Annotated in this window: 18 protein-coding genes, 2 tRNA genes, 2 rRNA genes and 1 riboswitch (1 of these 23 running past the window's edge); of the genes, 9 read left to right on the top strand and 13 right to left on the bottom strand. The window is 46.7% G+C overall.

Annotation, left to right across the window (positions count from 1 at the left end):
* The 6 genes from NYE62_RS03095 to NYE62_RS03070 all read right to left on the bottom strand — a co-directional run.
* Positions 1-263, bottom strand: a 23S ribosomal RNA gene (locus tag NYE62_RS03095); it reaches 2,667 nt to the left of the window's first position.
* A gap of 175 nt (positions 264-438) precedes the next feature.
* A 16S ribosomal RNA gene (locus tag NYE62_RS03090) occupies positions 439-1,988 on the bottom strand.
* The 16S and 23S rRNA genes sit together here with 2 tRNA genes alongside, the layout of an rRNA operon.
* 98 nt (positions 1,989-2,086) lie before the next feature.
* Positions 2,087-2,160: transfer RNA gene (locus NYE62_RS03085), tRNA-Gly, on the bottom strand.
* Positions 2,161-2,168: 8 nt separating this feature from the next.
* A tRNA-Arg gene (locus NYE62_RS03080) sits at positions 2,169-2,245 on the bottom strand.
* 302 nt (positions 2,246-2,547) lie between these two features.
* Positions 2,548-3,966, bottom strand: a complete 1,419-nt coding sequence (locus NYE62_RS03075; RefSeq protein ID WP_342497223.1) for a sugar porter family MFS transporter — start codon at positions 3,964-3,966, stop codon at positions 2,548-2,550.
* Between the two features lie 428 nt (positions 3,967-4,394).
* The gene (locus NYE62_RS03070; protein ID WP_007409291.1) at positions 4,395-5,396 is read right to left on the bottom strand and encodes an acryloyl-CoA reductase; all 1,002 of its coding nucleotides are present in this window, start codon (positions 5,394-5,396) and stop codon (positions 4,395-4,397) included.
* Between the two features lie 127 nt (positions 5,397-5,523).
* Here NYE62_RS03070 and NYE62_RS03065 point away from each other — a divergent pair, with 127 nt between their 5' ends.
* The 6 genes from NYE62_RS03065 (at position 5,524) to NYE62_RS03040 (ending at position 10,171) form a co-directional block, all read left to right on the top strand.
* The gene (locus tag NYE62_RS03065; protein WP_020955414.1) at positions 5,524-5,991 is read left to right on the top strand and encodes an SRPBCC domain-containing protein; all 468 of its coding nucleotides are present in this window, start codon (positions 5,524-5,526) and stop codon (positions 5,989-5,991) included.
* A 111-nt stretch (positions 5,992-6,102) separates the two neighbouring features.
* Entirely contained in the window at positions 6,103-6,957 is an 855-nt protein-coding gene (locus tag NYE62_RS03060) for a manganese catalase family protein (RefSeq protein ID WP_007409292.1), read from the top strand.
* A gap of 237 nt (positions 6,958-7,194) precedes the next feature.
* Entirely contained in the window at positions 7,195-8,757 is a 1,563-nt protein-coding gene (locus tag NYE62_RS03055; RefSeq protein ID WP_015239284.1) for an APC family permease, read from the top strand.
* A gap of 116 nt (positions 8,758-8,873) precedes the next feature.
* Positions 8,874-9,455, top strand: a complete 582-nt coding sequence (locus NYE62_RS03050; RefSeq protein WP_007409294.1) for a TetR family transcriptional regulator — start codon at positions 8,874-8,876, stop codon at positions 9,453-9,455.
* A 72-nt stretch (positions 9,456-9,527) separates the two neighbouring features.
* Positions 9,528-9,857 (top strand): multidrug efflux SMR transporter, encoded by a 330-nt coding sequence (locus NYE62_RS03045; RefSeq protein WP_003156023.1) that lies wholly within the window; start codon positions 9,528-9,530, stop codon positions 9,855-9,857.
* Positions 9,857-10,171, top strand: coding sequence for a multidrug efflux SMR transporter (locus NYE62_RS03040; protein ID WP_003156024.1), 315 nt, complete (start codon positions 9,857-9,859; stop codon positions 10,169-10,171). Before NYE62_RS03045 ends, NYE62_RS03040 begins: the two co-directional genes overlap by 1 nt.
* Positions 10,172-10,230: 59 nt before the next feature.
* Here the strand turns inward: NYE62_RS03040 and NYE62_RS03035 are convergent, their stop codons facing one another.
* The 3 genes from NYE62_RS03035 to NYE62_RS03025 form a co-directional block, all read right to left on the bottom strand.
* Positions 10,231-11,445 carry an MFS transporter gene (locus tag NYE62_RS03035; RefSeq protein ID WP_040238464.1) on the bottom strand — a complete coding sequence of 405 codons (1,215 nt, stop codon included), beginning with the start codon at positions 11,443-11,445 and terminating at the stop codon, positions 10,231-10,233.
* Positions 11,435-12,121: a FadR/GntR family transcriptional regulator gene (locus NYE62_RS03030; protein WP_040238466.1), complete on the bottom strand. Its 687-nt coding sequence runs from the start codon at positions 12,119-12,121 to the stop codon at positions 11,435-11,437. Before NYE62_RS03030 ends, NYE62_RS03035 begins: the two co-directional genes overlap by 11 nt.
* A 121-nt stretch (positions 12,122-12,242) precedes the next feature.
* On the bottom strand, positions 12,243-12,959 hold the full coding sequence (locus NYE62_RS03025) for a GntR family transcriptional regulator (protein WP_040238468.1): 717 nt from the start codon (positions 12,957-12,959) through the stop codon (positions 12,243-12,245).
* Between the two features lie 177 nt (positions 12,960-13,136).
* Positions 13,137-13,236, top strand: a riboswitch (purine riboswitch).
* A 54-nt stretch (positions 13,237-13,290) separates the two neighbouring features.
* Here NYE62_RS03025 and NYE62_RS03020 point away from each other — a divergent pair.
* Positions 13,291-14,451: an MFS transporter gene (locus tag NYE62_RS03020; RefSeq protein WP_144664553.1), complete on the top strand. Its 1,161-nt coding sequence runs from the start codon at positions 13,291-13,293 to the stop codon at positions 14,449-14,451.
* A 51-nt stretch (positions 14,452-14,502) separates the two neighbouring features.
* On the opposite strand, the gene NYE62_RS03015 is transcribed toward NYE62_RS03020, so the two are convergent.
* Entirely contained in the window at positions 14,503-15,069 is a 567-nt protein-coding gene (locus NYE62_RS03015) for a YdhK family protein (RefSeq protein WP_007409300.1), read from the bottom strand.
* Between the two features lie 196 nt (positions 15,070-15,265).
* Between NYE62_RS03015 and NYE62_RS03010 the strand changes: the two genes are divergently transcribed.
* A complete protein-coding gene (locus NYE62_RS03010; protein WP_007409301.1) occupies positions 15,266-15,439 on the top strand; it encodes a hypothetical protein in 174 nt (57 codons plus the stop codon).
* A 52-nt stretch (positions 15,440-15,491) separates the two neighbouring features.
* On the opposite strand, the gene NYE62_RS03005 is transcribed toward NYE62_RS03010, so the two are convergent.
* A complete protein-coding gene (locus tag NYE62_RS03005) occupies positions 15,492-16,850 on the bottom strand; it encodes a serine hydrolase (RefSeq protein ID WP_144664551.1) in 1,359 nt (452 codons plus the stop codon).
* Between the two features lie 135 nt (positions 16,851-16,985).
* Positions 16,986-17,255, bottom strand: a complete 270-nt coding sequence (locus NYE62_RS03000) for a hypothetical protein (protein ID WP_007409303.1) — start codon at positions 17,253-17,255, stop codon at positions 16,986-16,988.
* Between the two features lie 231 nt (positions 17,256-17,486).
* Between NYE62_RS03000 and NYE62_RS02995 the strand changes: the two genes are divergently transcribed.
* Positions 17,487-17,741: a hypothetical protein gene (locus NYE62_RS02995; protein ID WP_040238473.1), complete on the top strand. Its 255-nt coding sequence runs from the start codon at positions 17,487-17,489 to the stop codon at positions 17,739-17,741.
* Between the two features lie 57 nt (positions 17,742-17,798).
* Here the strand turns inward: NYE62_RS02995 and NYE62_RS02990 are convergent, their stop codons facing one another.
* The gene (locus tag NYE62_RS02990) at positions 17,799-18,992 is read right to left on the bottom strand and encodes a macrolide family glycosyltransferase (RefSeq protein ID WP_031378603.1); all 1,194 of its coding nucleotides are present in this window, start codon (positions 18,990-18,992) and stop codon (positions 17,799-17,801) included.

Raw genomic sequence — 18,992 nt, 5'->3', positions numbered from 1 at the left:
CCGTTTCGCTCGCCGCTACTCAGGGAATCGCATTTGCTTTCTCTTCCTCCGGGTACTTAGATGTTTCAGTTCCCCGGGTCTGCCTTCTCATATCCTATGTATTCAGATATGGATACCACTCCATTACGAGTGGTGGGTTTCCCCATTCGGAAATCTCCGGATCAAAGCTTGCTTACAGCTCCCCGAAGCATATCGGTGTTCGTCCCGTCCTTCATCGGCTCCTAGTGCCAAGGCATCCACCGTGCGCCCTTTCTAACTTAACCGTTAAAAAGAATCACTACGTGATATCTTGCATTACTAATTGAATGTGAATTACTTCTGTTATCTAGTTTTCAAAGAACAACATCTCGAAGAATCGAATGATCCTTCAAAACTAAACAAGACAGGGAACGTTCTGTTTATAAGACCCAAGGTCTTATATTCCGTTAAAATCCTTAGAAAGGAGGTGATCCAGCCGCACCTTCCGATACGGCTACCTTGTTACGACTTCACCCCAATCATCTGTCCCACCTTCGGCGGCTGGCTCCATAAAGGTTACCTCACCGACTTCGGGTGTTACAAACTCTCGTGGTGTGACGGGCGGTGTGTACAAGGCCCGGGAACGTATTCACCGCGGCATGCTGATCCGCGATTACTAGCGATTCCAGCTTCACGCAGTCGAGTTGCAGACTGCGATCCGAACTGAGAACAGATTTGTGGGATTGGCTTAACCTCGCGGTTTCGCTGCCCTTTGTTCTGTCCATTGTAGCACGTGTGTAGCCCAGGTCATAAGGGGCATGATGATTTGACGTCATCCCCACCTTCCTCCGGTTTGTCACCGGCAGTCACCTTAGAGTGCCCAACTGAATGCTGGCAACTAAGATCAAGGGTTGCGCTCGTTGCGGGACTTAACCCAACATCTCACGACACGAGCTGACGACAACCATGCACCACCTGTCACTCTGCCCCCGAAGGGGACGTCCTATCTCTAGGATTGTCAGAGGATGTCAAGACCTGGTAAGGTTCTTCGCGTTGCTTCGAATTAAACCACATGCTCCACCGCTTGTGCGGGCCCCCGTCAATTCCTTTGAGTTTCAGTCTTGCGACCGTACTCCCCAGGCGGAGTGCTTAATGCGTTAGCTGCAGCACTAAGGGGCGGAAACCCCCTAACACTTAGCACTCATCGTTTACGGCGTGGACTACCAGGGTATCTAATCCTGTTCGCTCCCCACGCTTTCGCTCCTCAGCGTCAGTTACAGACCAGAGAGTCGCCTTCGCCACTGGTGTTCCTCCACATCTCTACGCATTTCACCGCTACACGTGGAATTCCACTCTCCTCTTCTGCACTCAAGTTCCCCAGTTTCCAATGACCCTCCCCGGTTGAGCCGGGGGCTTTCACATCAGACTTAAGAAACCGCCTGCGAGCCCTTTACGCCCAATAATTCCGGACAACGCTTGCCACCTACGTATTACCGCGGCTGCTGGCACGTAGTTAGCCGTGGCTTTCTGGTTAGGTACCGTCAAGGTGCCGCCCTATTTGAACGGCACTTGTTCTTCCCTAACAACAGAGCTTTACGATCCGAAAACCTTCATCACTCACGCGGCGTTGCTCCGTCAGACTTTCGTCCATTGCGGAAGATTCCCTACTGCTGCCTCCCGTAGGAGTCTGGGCCGTGTCTCAGTCCCAGTGTGGCCGATCACCCTCTCAGGTCGGCTACGCATCGTCGCCTTGGTGAGCCGTTACCTCACCAACTAGCTAATGCGCCGCGGGTCCATCTGTAAGTGGTAGCCGAAGCCACCTTTTATGTCTGAACCATGCGGTTCAAACAACCATCCGGTATTAGCCCCGGTTTCCCGGAGTTATCCCAGTCTTACAGGCAGGTTACCCACGTGTTACTCACCCGTCCGCCGCTAACATCAGGGAGCAAGCTCCCATCTGTCCGCTCGACTTGCATGTATTAGGCACGCCGCCAGCGTTCGTCCTGAGCCAGGATCAAACTCTCCGATAAAGTAGTTTGACTGACTACGCACATCGCTGTGCGATTTATTTAAAACTTTGAATTAACAGGTACGTTTTGTCTTGTTTAGTTTTCAAAGATCATTATAATGGAGCGGGTGATGAGAATCGAACTCACGACATCAGCTTGGAAGGCTGAGGTTTTACCACTAAACTACACCCGCGTTTGAATTGGCGCGCCCGAGAGGAGTCGAACCCCTAACCTTTTGATCCGTAGTCAAACGCTCTATCCAATTGAGCTACGGGCGCTTATCAGGCGACTTAACTATCATACTACCAATCAGTTATGATGTCAAGTGTTTTTTTATTTCTTTTCGAAGTCTTTTTCTCGACCTCATTCATTATACACGCTTTTGAGAATTTGTAAAGTCTTTTTTTAAAAGATCATTTTCTCATTTGTCGTTTTCGCTTTGTTCATCAGCGACGTTTAATAATATACCACGCACTTTAAATTAGGTCAACACTTTTACGAAACTTTTTTCTCACTTGTTATTCCCTTCTATATAATAAATAAAAAAGCAGGATTCCTAGGAACCCCGCGTCTATTCAGATTACCCGCTCACCTTGGCTTCCGCGCTATTACGATCTGTTTTTTCATAAGCACGGAAGTTTTGTTCAAGCTGTTCGAGCGACAGACCTTTCGTTTCCGGAAGGAACCTTTTCACAAATATAACGGACGCTATCCCTAACAAGACAAAAATGAAGAAGGTTGCAGACAATCCGATGTTTGCGAGCAGGACCGGAAAAGTGAAACCCACAAGGAAGTTCACGATCCAGAGGCAGAAGACAGTGACCCCCATACCAAGTCCCCGCAATCGAAGCGGGAATATCTCCGACAGCATCAGCCAGGTCACCGGAGAGACAGCCCCCTGCTGAAACGCAAGGAAAGTGACTGTTAATGAAAGAACCACATAAGGAAGAGCGGGCGATCCTTTCAGCACAACAGACAGAACTCCGATCAAAAGCAGCACCGCAGTCGTTCCGATCAGCCCCGTCATCAGCATCGGGCGGCGGCCGACTTTGCCGAGAAGCCATATTCCCACAAAAGTCGCGAGCACCGAAATCACACCGTTAGCGATATTGCCGATTAATGCGGCTTTTGTCTCGAAACCGGCATCTTTTAAAATTTGAGTTCCATAATACATAATTGAATTCACGCCGGTGAGCTGCTGCACTACCGCAATTCCGATCCCGATAAACACAATGCGGCGCACCCACGGAACGGCAAGATCCTTAAAGGCGGCCTGCTCCATCTCAGCTTCCTTATGAAAGGCAGATTCAATCTCAGCGAGCTCAGACTTCGCTTTCTCTTCACTCCTTATTCGCCGGAGAACGTGCAGAGCATCTTCTTTTCTTCCTTTAGAAACCAGCCAGCGCGGACTTTCAGGAACTTTCAGCATACCGAAAAACAAGAATACCGCCGGAAGGGCTGCGATAACGAGCATATAGCGCCAGGCGTGAGAGGTATCACCAAGCACATTGCCGATGATAGCATTACACGTGAAGGCAAGCAGCTGGCCTGTTACAATCATCAATTCATTTTGAGTAACCATTCTCCCTCGGCTTTCCGCCGGCGACATTTCAGCCAAATACGCCGGAACGGTTACGGATGCTCCCCCGACGGCAAGCCCCAGCAGAAAACGGGAGATGACCATAACAGATACGTTAGGCGCCAGTGTACATCCAAGCGTCGCTGCAAAGAACAAAACGGCAAGGATAAGGATATTTTTACGTCTGCCGTTATAGTCCGACAATCTCCCTCCGAAAACTGCTCCGATCGCAGCCCCCAAGAGCAGGGAGCTCGCCACCATCCCTTCAGTCAAAGCGGTAAGATTAAGCTGGTCAGCTTCCGCCATAAACGGCAGCGCCCCATTAATTACACCTGTATCGTAGCCGAAAAGTAGACCCCCGAACGTCGATACTAAAATGATGGTTCTCAAAAATGAATGCTGGCTGCTATTTTTATTCATCTTCAAATCCTCCTAGTTTTTACACAGAGATAATTTCAGAATATTCAGTTATCAATATTTGCACCTATAACGTCTGCATACAAGTTCTGACCGTCCAAAACAGTTATATAAGAAGAAAATAATCTGAAAGCGTTATCATTTATAGTGATTATCCACTCTCCCCTCTCGTCAAATTGTTATTTTATAGTTACTTTGTAGTGAAGTTATAATGATATTATTGAAATTTATGTTATTATCATAATTTTAAAAGCGCTTTCAGTCAATGAATATTTCATAAAATTTTATAACTTACCTTTATATTACCTATATGTAATCAATTTATGTTTTTAATCAACTCATTTTCACTATATGATCAATAGTTAATCTCTTTTTGATAAATAATTGATTATATAGTGAAAACCCCCAATCAGCAGTTGGGGGTTTTTGATTTATTCTTCGTTTATTGTAACGATCGTTCTTCCTCTCGCTTCTCCTTTTAAAAGAGCAGGAAGCGTATCCGGCAGCTCTTCAAGTGTAATTTCCTTTTGAATAAAGGCCTCCAGATCTGCAGGCTTGAAGTCATCAGCTAAACGCTGCCATGTTTTCTTTCTTGTCTCCATCGGACAGAATACGGAATCGATTCCCAAGAGACTGACGCCGCGCAATATAAACGGAAAGACTGTAGCCGGGAGTTTCGTTCCCGCTGTCAGTCCGCTCACAGCAACTGATCCGCCGTACTGAATCTGGCTGAGAACTGAAGCAAGCGGCTCACCTCCGACCGGATCGACGGCCGCTGCCCATTTTTGTTTTTGCATTGGTTTTAACGTGCCGTTATACACTTCGTCACGGTGAATGACCGTCTTTGCTCCGAGGCTCTTCAAATAGCCGCTTTCGTCTTCTTTTCCCGTACTGGCCTCGACCTCGTAACCTAAGGTTGAAAGAATGGAGACGGCAAAGCTTCCGACGCCGCCTGTCGCTCCTGTCACCAGCACCTTCCCTTTTTCAGGAGCGGCATGGTTTTCTTCAAGACGCTGGACGGACAATGCGGCAGTGAAGCCGGCGGTTCCGATCGTCATGGCTTCTTTAAGTGTCAGACCTTCAGGCAGCGGCACGATCCAATCTGCCGGAATGCGGGCCATCCCGCTATAACCGCCAAAGCGGGAAACACCTATGCCGTAGCTTGTCGCAATGACTTTATCCCCCTCTTTGAAACGGGCGTCATCTGAGGAAACGACGATTCCTGCTAAATCAATTCCCGGCACGAAAGGGTACGACGTTACGATCTTGCCGTCAGGAATGGCAGCCAAGCTGTCTTTATAATTCACCCCTGAGTAGCAAACCTTAATCAGCACTTCACCCTCGGGAAGGTCCTGAACCGCCAGCTCCCGTACGCTGACTGAAAACCGGTCTTCACGTTGATCGACTACTAACGCTTTAAATTGATCTGTCATCACTACGTCTCCTTAAAATGAATTGAATGGCTTTGGAAAAGCATAAAATAAGTTTGATTTGTTTTCAAATGTCCTGCCCCGTGTAGTATGATCAAAAGTAAAAACAGCGAAAGAGTGGTTACGCATCATGTCTGATAAACAAAACAAAGATAACAAAAACAACAACAGCAGCAATCAGCCATTACCGGACATTATTCATACCGCCGTTTTCAAGGCGCCGATACAAGTTGTCTGGGATACGGTCTCCACTGCGGACGGCCTGTCTCTCTGGTTTATGCCGAATGATTTCACACCTCAAGAAGACAGTGAGTTTCAGCTGGAATCTCCGTTCGGTCCGTCTCCGTGCAAGCTGCTGGATATTGAAGCGCCGTACCGCCTTTCTTTTTCGTGGGATACGGAAGGCTGGATCGTTTCTTTTGTCTTAAAGGAAACGGAAAGCGGAGATACGGAATTCACTCTCATTCACGGCGGATGGAAAGAGCCGGAAGCCGTCATCAATAAAGTCAATCGGAAAAGCTCCGAGATTCACAGTACGATGGATCAAGGATGGAACGGGCTTGTCAACACGAAACTTCGCGGAGCGGTTGAGGCTTAACACAAAAGGACGGACACGCTTTCCGTCCTTTTTTTGATGCCGATACATAAAAACTGACTTTGCAAAGACACTAACAGAAGAACCGAAAACTTCTTTCAGGGGGCGCTGTTTATGTATTATTACAAAGAAGAGCTGATCAATATCATTAAACCGGACAAGCCGGACCCGGCCGCGGCCAAGGTGCTTCAGGAAATTTTAGGCGGGCACTACGGAGAAATGCGGACGATGATGCAATACTTTTTCCAAAGCTCTAATTTCAGAGGAAAAGAAAAACAGTTCCGTGACCTGCTTCGCGGTGTATTTTTAGAAGAGATCGCACACGTTGAGCTTGTCCAGCATACGATCAATGCGCTGCTCGACGAAAGCGGCGCTGAGGGCCCCGGAAATCAGGCGGCAGATCAGGCGCCGCTTGACGAAGCAGTTAAACACGCCAATCCGCACCATTTTATCATCGGAGCGCAAAGTTCTCTTCCTGTAGACGCCGGCGGCAATCCATGGAACGGGTCTTGGGTATACAACCACGGGAATCTGATTTCCGATTTATTGGACAATGTCGTGCTGGAATCAACCGGCGTGCTGCAAAAGACACGCATTTATGAAATGAGTTCAAATCAGACGTTCAGAGAAACACTCGGTTTTCTGATTGTTCGTGACAACGCCCATCAAAATGCATTTACAAAAGCGTTGGAAACACTGGGTGTCGAATGGGGCAAATTATTTCCCGTGCCGAATTATGATATTGAAAAATACCCGGAATGCCGGAAATTCGTTGAGATGGGTTATCATAATACTCAATTTAATTTCAGACTGGATCCGACACGGATCGGAGAAATTCTGCAGGGAACGACGCCGAGCCGAAACGGCGGCGAATTAAGTGTGTCCGAGCCTCCTAAAGGTTTCCCCGTGCCGGAACTTCCTGAGCTTCCGAATGAGCACAGCCCCGGACTGAAAGATATGAACTTGTAACAAAAAACGCCTGTTTCGGGCGTTTTTTGTTTTTCTGAATATGAGGTTTGAATGTGTTTAAAACGGGGAATATAAGCCGGGAGATCTTGCCATACGGCCGTTATTATAATGTGAGCACATTGCTGTACATACTTCGTTTCGAAAGTTGTCCTAATTTTCCAGCCGGCCGGCTGGGTATGTTTGAATGATAATGGGAATTATGTAAAGAGAACAATGTCTTTTCTAAGGAGGCAGCGAATGTCTAAGCAAGGAAACTTCCAGAAAACTATGTCACTTTTTGATCTTATTTTAATCGGCATGGGAGCCATATTCGGTTCGGCATGGCTGTTTGCCGTCAGTAACGTCGCCTCTAAAGCGGGCCCATCAGGCGTTTTTTCCTGGCTGATCGGCGGGGGAATCATCTTATTGATCGGCTTGGTTTATGCGGAACTGGGCGCCGCGCTGCCGCGGACCGGGGGAATTATCCGTTATCCCGTATATTCACACGGACACCTCGTCGGATATTTAATTTCCTTTGTCACCATTGTGGCATACACGAGTCTTATTTCTATAGAAGTCACGGCAGTCCGCCAATACGTGGCGTATTGGTTTCCCGGTTTGACCGTAAAAGGCTCCGATTCTCCGACAATTGCCGGGTGGATATTGCAATTTGCGCTGCTCTGCCTGTTCTTCCTCCTCAATTACTGGAGTGTCAAAACCTTTGCGAAAGCAAACTTCATTATTTCGATTTTTAAATATGTCGTACCGATTACGGTAATTGTGGTACTGATTTTTCATTTTCACCCGGGCAATATGACCGTTCACGGATTCTCGCCTTTTGGTTTCACCGGAATTCAGGCCGCGATTTCCACAGGCGGCGTCATGTTTGCATATCTTGGGCTGCATCCGATTGTGGCTGTCGCGAGTGAAGTGCAGAATCCGAAGCGGAACATTCCGATCGCATTGATTGTCTGTATTATCGTTTCTACTATTATTTACACCGTGCTGCAGCTCACTTTTATCGGGGCGATCCCGGCGGATACCCTGAAGCACGGATGGCCGGCTATCGGGACTGAATTCTCCCTTCCGTTCAAAGATATCGCCGTTTTGCTAGGTTTGGGGTGGCTGGCGACATTGGTCATTTTAGATGCGATTTTATCACCGGGCGGTAACGGAAATATCTTTATGAATACGACTTCACGTCTCGTCTATGCCTGGGCCAGAAACGGAACATTATTCAGCATTTTTTCTAAAGTCAATAAAGAAACCGGGACACCGCGCGCCTCCCTTTGGCTTTCGTTCGGTCTGGCTGTTTTTTGGACGCTTCCGTTCCCTTCTTGGAACGCTCTTGTCAACGTATGCTCCGTCGCATTGATTCTGTCTTATGCGATTGCGCCGATTTCTTCTGCGGCGCTGAGAGTCAACGCGAAGAATATTAACAGACCGTTTTATTTAAAAGGGATGAGCATCATCGGGCCGCTGTCGTTTATTTTTACCTCTTATATTGTATATTGGTCCGGATGGCGCACCGTATCCTGGCTTCTCGGTTCTCAAATTGTCATGTTTCTGATCTATCTCTGTTTCAGTAAATATGCTCCCAAAGATGATGTCAGCATACGCCAGCAGCTGAAATCAGCATGGTGGATCGTCGGCTTTTATGTCATGATGCTGATTTTCTCCTATCTCGGCTCGTTCGGCCACGGATTGGGCATTATCAGCAATCCGCTTGACCTGATTCTGATCGCCATCGGTTCGCTCGGTATTTATTACTGGGCAAAATATACGGGTCTGCCGAAGGCTATGATCGACAGTGACAAATGACGAATACCGGAAAGAAGTATGGTCTTCTTTCCGGTATTTTTATTTTAAGGGATGACAAAAAAGAGAACATGCGATAAAATGAATGACAGTCATTCATAAAAGGAGGAACCCCTCTATTGGCAAAACAAAGCTCGGGAAAATACGAAAAGATCCTGCAAGCCGCGATTGAAGTCATTTCTGAAAAAGGATTAGACAAAGCATCCATTTCAGAAATCGTCAAAAAAGCCGGAACGGCCCAAGGTACGTTTTACTTATATTTTTCTTCTAAAAACGCACTGATATCCGCGATTGCAGAAAACCTGCTCGACACTACGCTGGACAGAATAAAAGGGAAAACGGACGGTTCTGAAGATTTTTGGACGTTGCTGGACATTTTGGTAGATGAGACATTTCACATCACCCGGCTTCATAAAGATATTATCGTTCTCTGTTATTCCGGTCTTGCCATCGATCATTCAATGGAGAAATGGGAAGCCATTTATCAGCCTTATTATTCCTGGCTGGAAGGCGTGATCAATACGGCCATTGAACAGGGTGAGGTCCACAGCGGCATTCATGTCAGATGGACGGCCAGAACGATTATCAACGTTGTCGAGAACGCGGCTGAACGGTTTTATATCGGCTGTGAACAGGATGTCGATCTCGAAGTATATAAAAAAGAAATATTCAGCTTTCTCAAAAGAAGCTTGCAGAAATGATTGGCGGAGACCGATCATTTTTGACCGCCATAAAAATGACTGACATTCATTCATAACTGAGGTGACTGTATCATGTATTGGCTGCTTGTATTGATAGCCGGACTGTTAGAAGTAGTTTGGGCGTCCGCCCTGAAGCACGCGGATTCGCTCTTTGATTGGATTGGTATTTTCCTTCTGATTGCCGTCAGCTTTCTGATGCTGATCCGCTCTTATAAAAAAATTCCAATGGCTGCCGCATATACCGTTTTTGTCGGAATAGGCACCGTCGGCACATATGTAACGGGCGTCATTTTAGGCGAATCGTTTTCAATCGGGCAAATATTCTTTTTGGCTTTGCTGTTGTCCGGCATTTTAGGAATGAAGGTATTTACGAAAGAAACTGAAACAAGGGGTGAACATTAATGGCATGGCTGCTGTTATTTATTGCCGGAGCGGAGGAAGTTGTAGCGGCCGTTGCCATGAAACATATTGACGGTTTTAAAAAAAAGTGGCCGCTGATTGTCATGGTAACAGGCTTTATGCTTTCATTCTTTTGCCTTTCCGGAGCGATGCAGGTTCTTCCCACAGGTGTCGCGTATGCCGCTTGGACCGGCATGGGAAGCATCGGCGTTTCGGCCGTGGGCATACTTTGGTTTAAAGAAAAATTCAACCTGTCACAATTGGTGTCTCTGGGGCTTATCCTCATCGGTGTCATCGGCTTAAAACTGACAGCGTGACGGCCTGAGACAGCTTTTCAAATAAAAAACAAAGGACCCTAAACGGGCCCTTTGTTTTTTTATGCTGTTTTGATCTGTTCTGCTTTTCCCGCTCCGACTCCGAAAATAAAAATCAGAACGGAGACTGCGATCAGCATGAATAACGGAACCGTCCAGCCGTGCGTGATGTCATGCAGCAAACCGAATACGAGCGGCCCGAACGCGGCAAGCAGGTATCCGAATGACTGAGCCATGCCGGAAAGCGCCGCGGCTTCATGAACATGCCGTGTCCGCAGGCTGAAGAACATCATCGCCAAGCTGAACGCACATCCTCCCGCAATTCCGATCAAAATGACCCATAGCGGAGTGAGAGCCGGGCTTCCGAAAAGAACGCCGGCAATGCCGATAAGGAAAAATAAAGCTGTCAGTCCGGCGAGTGCGCGCTGATTTTTCATTTTAGCGGCAGCGATCGGCACGATAAAAGTAATCGGCAGGACTGAGAATTGCATTAATGAAAGCATCCATCCCGCCTTACTTGAGCTGAGACCATTCTGCTGAAGAATTTCCGGCAGCCAAGCGATGACGGTGTAAAAAATAAGGGATTGCAGCCCCATGAACATCGTCACCTTCCAAGCCAGCGGAGACCGCAGCAGACTGCTTTTCTTCTCTCCGTTTGTCCCAGTCGTGCGGATAGGCAGTTCGCGTCCTCGCATTTGCGGAATCCACATGACAAACGCAATGAAAGAAAGGATAGCCCAGCAGCCGAGCGCGCCTTTCCAGCCTAACCCCGCTGAAGAGGCGATCGGCACGCTGATGCCGGATGCAATCGCGCCGCACAGATTCATAGAAACCGAGTAGACGCCGGTCATGATGCCTAAATTTCCAGGAAACTTATGTTTAATGAGACTCGGCAGCAGGACGTTGCATACGGCGATCGACAATCCCAACAGAATCGTTCCGAAAAAGAGAGTGCCGATTCCGGCGATGGAGCGCAGCAGAGTTCCGGCTGTCAGGACAATTAATGATGACAGTAACACAATCTCGGTCCCGAAGCGCCGCGACAATAAAGGAACAAACGGCGACAGACATGCAAAGGCCAAAAGCGGCACTGTCGTAATGGTGCCGGCAGCCGCATTGGTCATGCCGAGGCTGTCCCGAATTGAGGAAACGAGCGGCCCGACCGATGTCAGAGGCGCTCTGAGGTTGGCCCCTATCAATATGACTCCGATGACCAGCAATATCAGTTTTTTACGCTGACTTGCTTGCAGAATTTGATGTTCGTCTTTAATTTTCATGTTCATCCTCCATGTGTATTGTATCTTTAAATACTGTGATGTATTGGTTGACGGCCTCCATGGCCTGATCCGGCTTCTGTCCAATAATCGCGGCGGCAAGCTGGGTGTGGATCCGTATAGCAGGGGTGATTTCCAACAGGTTATGGACTGACGCACAAAGCGCCTCCGTCATATGCTCGTAAAGATCAGAAAGCATGTTGTTATGGGCTGCCTGTACAATGGTTTTGTGCAGTTTAATGTCAGCCTCGGCATATCGTTTTCGATCTTCATTTTGCAAGGCCGCTTCACATTCATCCAAGCATGCCTTCAGTGCTTTCAGGTCTTCGTCATTACGCCTTTCCGCCGCCAATCGCGCAGCTTCTCTTTCGAGTGCGTATCTGACTTCTAATGTTTCAAGCAAATTTGATTTTTTAATATGGCGGTAAAATGCCGCGCCGAGAACACTGGATGAGCTGACATACGTACCGCTCCCCTGCCTTGTCTGAAGCAGGCCGGCATGTACGAGCGCCCGAATGGCCTCACGCAATGTGTTTCGGCTCACATCAAATTGCTTCATTAAATCCAGCTCAGGGGGAATGCGCGTCCCGACCGGCCATTTATCCGATTGAATTAACCATTCAATTTGCGCCACCACTTGTTCTACGAGCGACAGTCTGCTTGTTTTGGATATCTCCATCAAAACACCTCTGAAATTTGTAGGATGATTCTATCATTGGGTAATATAACATAAAAGAAGCGAAGATGTAAATCAGCGGCAACAAAAAAAGAGTGAGTTTTTCTCTCACTCTTCGGCGTTTTTATGAACGTTTTATATTGACTGAGGTCACGACAAACTTGTCATGACGGTGGCGGGAAAATGAATATTCAAAGGGAGTGCCGTTGTCCAAAAAGCCTACATGCTCGACTTCAAGTATCGGGTCATCCGACCGGCAGCCGAGATATTGCTGATCCATATCATCCGACTTGCACGCTCTGATTTTTCTGTGTGAGCCTGCGATTTTGAGCTGGAGTTCCCGCGTAATATGATCGTAGATGGAATGGTTGAGCACCTCGTCATTAATGCCGGGTATAAGGCTCGCCGGCATGTACGTTTTTTCAAGAACGTACGGTTCGCCTTCAACAATTCTGAGCCTCACTACATAATAGACGGGAGTCTTTTCATCGATGGCCAAATGCGCGGCGACATCTTGAGACGGAAACTGCACTTCAAACCGGATGACCTTGCTCTTGATATCTTTGTCTTTTAACAAATTGCTCAGGCCGAGAATTTCGTTGCTGACTACGTGAACGTGCTCATCCTGCATGGCTGATTGAATGATAAACGTGCCGTGCCCTCTTTTTCTGAAAAGCATTCCTTCAGCCGCAAGTGTATCAAGCGCCCGCTTCATCGTCATCCGGCTGCACCCGAACTCCGCAGCGAGCGTCTTTTCATCCGGGATCGGCTGATCTATGTCATATACACTGCTTTTAATCCTCTTTCTCATTTCGTTGGCGATTTTTTCGTACTTATTCATCGGTTTCCTCCGGCTGTATAATGTTTGATCTGTATAGACTCCTTACGGTTATCATAAATTTTTTTCCCTGCTTCATCAATGACGTTACAGCCGCCGAAATTGAAATTGAAAGGATTTCCTCGAATTTTCTATGGAATCTCCCTCACTATTATGGTAGAATTTTTTGCAGAAACGGACACAACCGAATATTGCATACATTGTATAACCTCAATGATATGGTTTGAGGGTGTCTACCAGGAACCGTAAAATCCTGATTACAAAAATTGTCCCGTACACTTTTTGTAATCAGGATTTTTTATTTTCTAAAAAATAAAAAAAGGAGTATCTGTACATGAATTTCAAAGTATTTCTGCTTGCAGCATCTACCATCGCAGTCGGATTAGTTGAATTAATTGTGGGCGGTATTCTTCCGCAAATCGCTTCCGACTTAGATATATCCATCGTCAGCGCGGGGCAGCTGATCAGCGTGTTTGCGCTCGGTTACGCGGTATCCGGCCCGCTGCTTTTGGCAGTGACGGCAAAGGCTGAACGAAAGCGGCTTTATTTAATCGCACTGTTTATTTTCTTCCTAAGTAATCTGGTGGCTTATTTCAGTCCCAATTTCGCCGTACTTATGGTGTCACGGGTTCTCGCTTCCATGAGCACAGGGCTGATTGTCGTCCTTTCTTTAACGATTGCTCCTAAAATCGTGGCGTCTGAATACAGAGCGCGGGCGATCGGCATCATTTTCATGGGGTTCAGCTCCGCAATCGCTTTAGGCGTGCCTGTCGGTATTATCATCAGCAATGCCTTCGGATGGCGCGTTCTGTTCTTGGGAATCGGCGTATTATCTCTCGTTTCCATGCTGATTATCAGCGTCTTTTTTGAAAAAATACCTGCCGAAAAAATGATTCCGTTTCGTGAGCAGATCAAGACGATCGGGACCGCCAAAATTGCCAGCGCACATCTTGTCACCTTGTTTACATTGGCGGGGCATTACACACTCTATGCCTACTTTGCGCCTTTTTTGGAAAGAACGCTTCATTTGAGTTCCGTTTGGGTCAGTGTATGCTACTTTTTGTTCGGTCTGTCAGCGGTATGCGGCGGCCCGTTCGGAGGCTGGCTGTATGACCGTTTAGGAGCATTTAAAAGCATCATGCTTGTGACCGTTTCTTTCGCTCTGATCCTGTTTATTCTTCCGCTGACAACGGTTTCTTTAATCATTTTCCTGCCTGCGATGGTGATCTGGGGATTGCTCAGCTGGAGCCTTGCGCCGGCGCAGCAAAGCTATTTAATCAAAATTGCGCCTGAGTCTTCCGATATTCAGCAAAGCTTCAACACGTCCGCTTTGCAGATCGGCATCGCGCTCGGGTCAGCCATCGGCGGCGGCGTGATCGGACAAACCGGTTCAGTCACAGCAACAGCCTGGTGCGGCGGTTTGATTGTCATTATCGCTGTCGCGTTAGCTGTATTCTCTTTAACGAGACCCGCTTTGAAAAGAAAATCCGCATAAATGTGAGACCGCAAAAAAGCCAAAGGAGTTCCTTCGGCTTTTGCGGTCTTTTTATTTTGCGGCAGCGAGCTCGTCTTCTGTCACCCATTTATGATTGGTTACTTTTTGGCCGCCGTCAGTCGGTGTATAGTCGACCATATAAACGGTTGTCTTTTTGGCTGAATCAATAACGGCTTCGGCGCCCTTCATGCCTTTCATATGGGATGCCTCGATCACAGCCTTGTCACCCGGTTTTAACGTTTTATCCCCGGCGCCCTTCAGCTCTTCCTGAATGACCCATTTATGATCTTCGACGCGCTTTCCTCCCGTTTCCGGAGTGTAAGATACACTGTAAACCGTTGTATCATAAGCACCTTTTACGGTTCCTTGCGCATTTTTCATGCCTTTCATATGAGAAGCTAAAATCATGACGTCACTGCCGACTTTATAAGTCGGATTTTCGGCCTTCTTTAAACCTTTCGGCACCTCGGATGAACCTGAGTGATTCATGTCTTCGTGAGAGTGCGTTTCTTTGTCTTTCGCTTTTTCGCTTCCTCCTGAAGATTGGCTGTTGCATCCGGCAAGCGCCAGAACGGGGATCAGGAGAAACATGCTGAATAAAAATAGTCTCGCTTTCATTTCAAGAACTCCTTTGCCTTTTTGATTTTTCACTTTCCCTTTCGTTTCTTCAGTAAAACAAAAAGATTGCCTGTCATTTCTCCTAATTCTTCAACTCTCTCTTTATTGCCTTTCATCAGGTGAAATTGTTCACAAAATGTACACATTAATGGAGATGCAGTATAATTCAATTATCAGATAATAGGGGGAACTCATCATGAAAACGAAGGTTTTTGCGGTGGTATTGGGCGCTGTTTTAATGATTGCGGGGTTGGTTTTGGCAGAAGTTTCGCTTTATATGGAATACATCACAATGCTCGGAGCTATGATTTTTTCTTCTATATTTATGTCAGAGCCGAAAAGAAAATTTCGCGTCATCAAAGGGGTTTGACTTTTCTATTACCGCCGTCTTCTCAGGACGGCGGTTTTGTTTTGCATGTCACTCAGTCTATCCGCACAGCCGTTTCTTCTGTGCCGTCCTGATATAAAACGAAATGCGGGGCTGTTTGTGCTTTATCACCTGCAAATTCAATTTCAAGCGGCAGCGCCCTGACAAAATAACGGGTTTCCGTCATTGGGAATAATTCGAATGGAGTCTGCCCGTCTATTGTAAGATACAATCGGTTTTCTTTTACCGCCACCGATGCATGTGTGTCATCCTGAAATGAGTAATTGCCGGTAAATCTGCTGTAAATCGCAGGATCGATATCTGCTTTTTTCTGATCTGCCGGACGTTTCGGAATCACGTATGGCTGATCAAATAAGATGTTTACAGCCGCGGCAATTACAGCTTGTTCAAATTGATACGATTGTTCCATATTGCTGAGATAAATCAATGTTTTATTCTGGTCAATATACCGGATCATCAGAGTTGAATAGCCCGGCCAGCCTCCGTCGTGACTGATAACCTTCCCTTTTTGGGGGCTGTTTTGAATCATCCAGCCAAATCCGTATCCGAATTGCTCTTCTTCATTCCAATAGCCCGGTGTAAACGCTTGATCTTTAGACTCTTTGCCGATGATTTCTTCCGTATAAAGAGCCTGATCAAACAGATATAAATCTCTAATAGCGGAGTTAACGGTTCCGTCACCTTGAATTCCGTCAAGAAAGACGACATAATCAGTTTCCTCAAGTTCATCCGGCAGCACATATTCTCCGGAATGAACATCATACACATAGCCATATGCATAGTTCGGAATGTTTTCTTTACTCAGCCTTCTGTTATAAATCCGCGTATCGTGCATACGAAGCGGATGAAATACGGCTTGTTTCATAAATTCAGCAAAACTCATGCCTGATACAATTTCTATAATAACCGCTAACACCACATACCCCGTATTACTGTAAAGCCACTCCTTGCCCGGCGGGAAATAAGCATCCGGCTTATGCTGCTTGAGCATATTGATCACATCTTGATTAACGGCAATTCTCTCCCGGTCCCAATGTGTTAAGAACAACTCCATATAGTCCGGCAATCCTGACGTATGATGGAGTAAATGCCGAATGGTAATGCCCGGATAAGGAAAATCAGGAAGCCACCGCTCTATCATATCGTCATAACGCAGCTTCCCTTGCTGCTCTAAAATGATAACGCCTAAAGCTGTAAACGGCTTCGATACTGAGGCCAATTCAAAGACCGATTGGTCATTCAGCATCCTCTTTGTTTTCAGTTCTGCAGCGCCGAATGAACCCTGGTATAAGATGCGGCCGTTTTCCGCTGCCAATACAGCGCCGTTTATTTCATGTCTTTCGTCTAAAGTGCTGAAAAGCTGTTCAAACGCTTGTTTTTTCTTATCGTTCATTTCACGAACCTCCATATACAAGCTGATTTACTCTTTTATACGAACGGCCGCTTTAGAAGTTTCAATATTTTCCCTTCTCGAAACACAGTCAGTATACTGCCGTTCAGGCAGCCGCGGAGGTTTGATAAATGTCTTTTATTCACACAATACTGTGCAGGCTTCGAATTCAACATGCTTCTCGTCTTTATTTGCACCGGCAATTTCCATGGTCGAAAACATCGCGCAGACGACGGCTTTGTATTCGTTCATGACGGTTTGAATTTCAATCAGGAACCGTTCGGATGAAGCCGCGTATTCCGTTACGTACTCTTTCATTTTGCCGATAATATCATCTGCCTGACGGCTGAAGCCGGCCGCCTCCAAGTCACTCTCAAACTGGTTTTTGTTGATCATATGAATATGCATTTTTTAAAGGCTCCTTTCAGCAGCATTTTGTGGTTATATCTACTGTAAAGGACAGACTTGGATAAACTTTTAATAAAATATGAACAAAATATGAATTGGCTCATCGGCCTGACCGGCGGGCTTTCGGCTGTGCTCCGTTTCATTTGGACTACATGAAATAATGACTTCTTTACTCTGTTAAAAACAGCTCATATATGATCTAATACCAGTAAAATGTTTAGGAGGCGGCCTATGTCAGCAGCAGGAAATCGGCAAAAATTTTGGGTCATGGCGATGCTTATAGCGGTCTTCACCGTGTTCGTTTTCTCTTTTTCTGAGAATCATTCACAAAAGGACTGGCACACGGCGGTTGACCAGGCGTCTGTGAATGTCTTCGGCCAGCAGATCTTTGAAAAAAACCGTCTGGCAAAAACACTCGACGCACGTGAGGCAGAATCTCTTTTGACTCTTGTGAAACTTGCAAATGAAGAACATCACATCATCTAAAAGCCATTATAAAAAGCCTGTTTCCCTTTGGCAGAGGAAACAGGCTTTTTCCATGTATTATTGAGCATGTTTTTGTTCAATAAACCGGTCGATCCGGGCGAGAACATCCTTCATGTTCGTACATTCTTTAAAGCTTTCATTAATGGCTTGAATGCCTTGTTTGTATTTTCCGTTATGCAGCACTTCTTCCGCGGCAAGCTTTACCTTTTCAGCGCTTACTTCATCTTTTTGCACGGTATAGCCTGCATCCAATTCAGTCAGGCGACGCGCAACCATCGGCTGGTCTTTATCGTGCGGGATGACGACCAGCGGCACTTGATAATGAATGCCTTCATTTACACTGTTCATTCCGCCATGCGTGACAAACACGTCGGCCTGCTCCAGCACTTCAAGCTGCGGCACGTACGGGGCGATGATAAAGTTTTCCGGCGCCTGTTTGATTTTCGACAGATCGGCTTTTTCCCCGGCGGCAATGACTACTTTTCCTTCAAAATCTGAGAACGCGTCTATGCACAGATTGAAAAACGCTTCCGTGTCCCCGAGCACCGTTCCCATTGAGATATAAATGACTTTTTCATTCTTTAATGCGTCAATCGGGAAGTCGACGCGCCCTTTTCTCTTCGGAAAACTCGGACCGATAAATAAATACTCATCTCCGAATGTCTCACTTTCGGGCTGAAAATATCTGCTTGTATAGACGACGTTCAATTCACCTGTGTTGTTCATAAATTGAACCATGCTGTCAGGGGCGACACCGTATTTGTCTTTCATCTCGGCCAACAGCTCTTCACATTCCCTGTCCGGCTGAAACGGCACGCCCGATTCCGGGTGGAGCGGCAGTATTTTCAGACGGTCTTCATTGAACAGGAAGGACGCTGAAGAAGAGATGCCGGGAATGTTGAGATAATCCCGCACCAGCTCTCCCGCACCGAATTTATCATAATAGACGGCGTCGAATTGAATGTCCTCTGCCAGCCGCTGCACAATATGTAAAATCTCCAGTGACGTTTTGATATGAACCTTTAAAAATGCAAGTATGCCGGACGGACTGCCGGGATCAATGGGTGTCATTCTGAGCAGATCGCTGTGAAGATGAACTTTCGCCCCTACTCCTTCCAGTCTGCTTTTGTATTTTTCCGTTGAGATATAATGAACGTGATCGCCCCGTTCGCTGAAGGCCTTTGTCATACCCAATGTCGGGTTTACGTGTCCTTCTGCGGGAAAATTGATCATCAGAATATGTTTCGCCAT

This window comes from Bacillus sp. FSL K6-2861, from assembly GCF_038630725.1.
In the GTDB taxonomy this organism is placed as follows: Bacteria; Bacillota; Bacilli; order Bacillales; family Bacillaceae; genus Bacillus; species Bacillus velezensis.
The sequence above is the reverse complement of the archived record's forward strand: the minus strand, read 5'-3'. Positions and strand labels throughout refer to the sequence as shown.

Bases quoted from the DNA above. Each gene is read 5' to 3' on its own strand.
- NYE62_RS03075 (WP_342497223.1), bottom strand. From the start codon at position 3,966: ATGAATAAAAATAGCAGCCAGCATTCATTTTTGAGAACCATCATTTTA.
- NYE62_RS03070 (WP_007409291.1), bottom strand. From the start codon at position 5,396: ATGACAGATCAATTTAAAGCGTTAGTAGTCGATCAACGTGAAGACCGG.
- NYE62_RS03065 (WP_020955414.1), top strand. From the start codon at position 5,524: ATGTCTGATAAACAAAACAAAGATAACAAAAACAACAACAGCAGCAAT.
- NYE62_RS03060 (WP_007409292.1), top strand. From the start codon at position 6,103: ATGTATTATTACAAAGAAGAGCTGATCAATATCATTAAACCGGACAAG.
- NYE62_RS03055 (WP_015239284.1), top strand. From the start codon at position 7,195: ATGTCTAAGCAAGGAAACTTCCAGAAAACTATGTCACTTTTTGATCTT.
- NYE62_RS03045 (WP_003156023.1), top strand. From the start codon at position 9,528: ATGTATTGGCTGCTTGTATTGATAGCCGGACTGTTAGAAGTAGTTTGG.
- NYE62_RS03040 (WP_003156024.1), top strand. From the start codon at position 9,857: ATGGCATGGCTGCTGTTATTTATTGCCGGAGCGGAGGAAGTTGTAGCG.
- NYE62_RS03035 (WP_040238464.1), bottom strand. From the start codon at position 11,445: ATGAAAATTAAAGACGAACATCAAATTCTGCAAGCAAGTCAGCGTAAA.
- NYE62_RS03030 (WP_040238466.1), bottom strand. From the start codon at position 12,121: ATGGAGATATCCAAAACAAGCAGACTGTCGCTCGTAGAACAAGTGGTG.
- NYE62_RS03025 (WP_040238468.1), bottom strand. From the start codon at position 12,959: ATGAATAAGTACGAAAAAATCGCCAACGAAATGAGAAAGAGGATTAAA.
- NYE62_RS03020 (WP_144664553.1), top strand. From the start codon at position 13,291: ATGAATTTCAAAGTATTTCTGCTTGCAGCATCTACCATCGCAGTCGGA.
- NYE62_RS03015 (WP_007409300.1), bottom strand. From the start codon at position 15,069: ATGAAAGCGAGACTATTTTTATTCAGCATGTTTCTCCTGATCCCCGTT.
- NYE62_RS03010 (WP_007409301.1), top strand. From the start codon at position 15,266: ATGAAAACGAAGGTTTTTGCGGTGGTATTGGGCGCTGTTTTAATGATT.
- NYE62_RS03005 (WP_144664551.1), bottom strand. From the start codon at position 16,850: ATGAACGATAAGAAAAAACAAGCGTTTGAACAGCTTTTCAGCACTTTA.
- NYE62_RS03000 (WP_007409303.1), bottom strand. From the start codon at position 17,255: ATGCATATTCATATGATCAACAAAAACCAGTTTGAGAGTGACTTGGAG.
- NYE62_RS02995 (WP_040238473.1), top strand. From the start codon at position 17,487: ATGTCAGCAGCAGGAAATCGGCAAAAATTTTGGGTCATGGCGATGCTT.
- NYE62_RS02990 (WP_031378603.1), bottom strand. From the start codon at position 18,992: ATGGCGAAACATATTCTGATGATCAATTTTCCCGCAGAAGGACACGTA.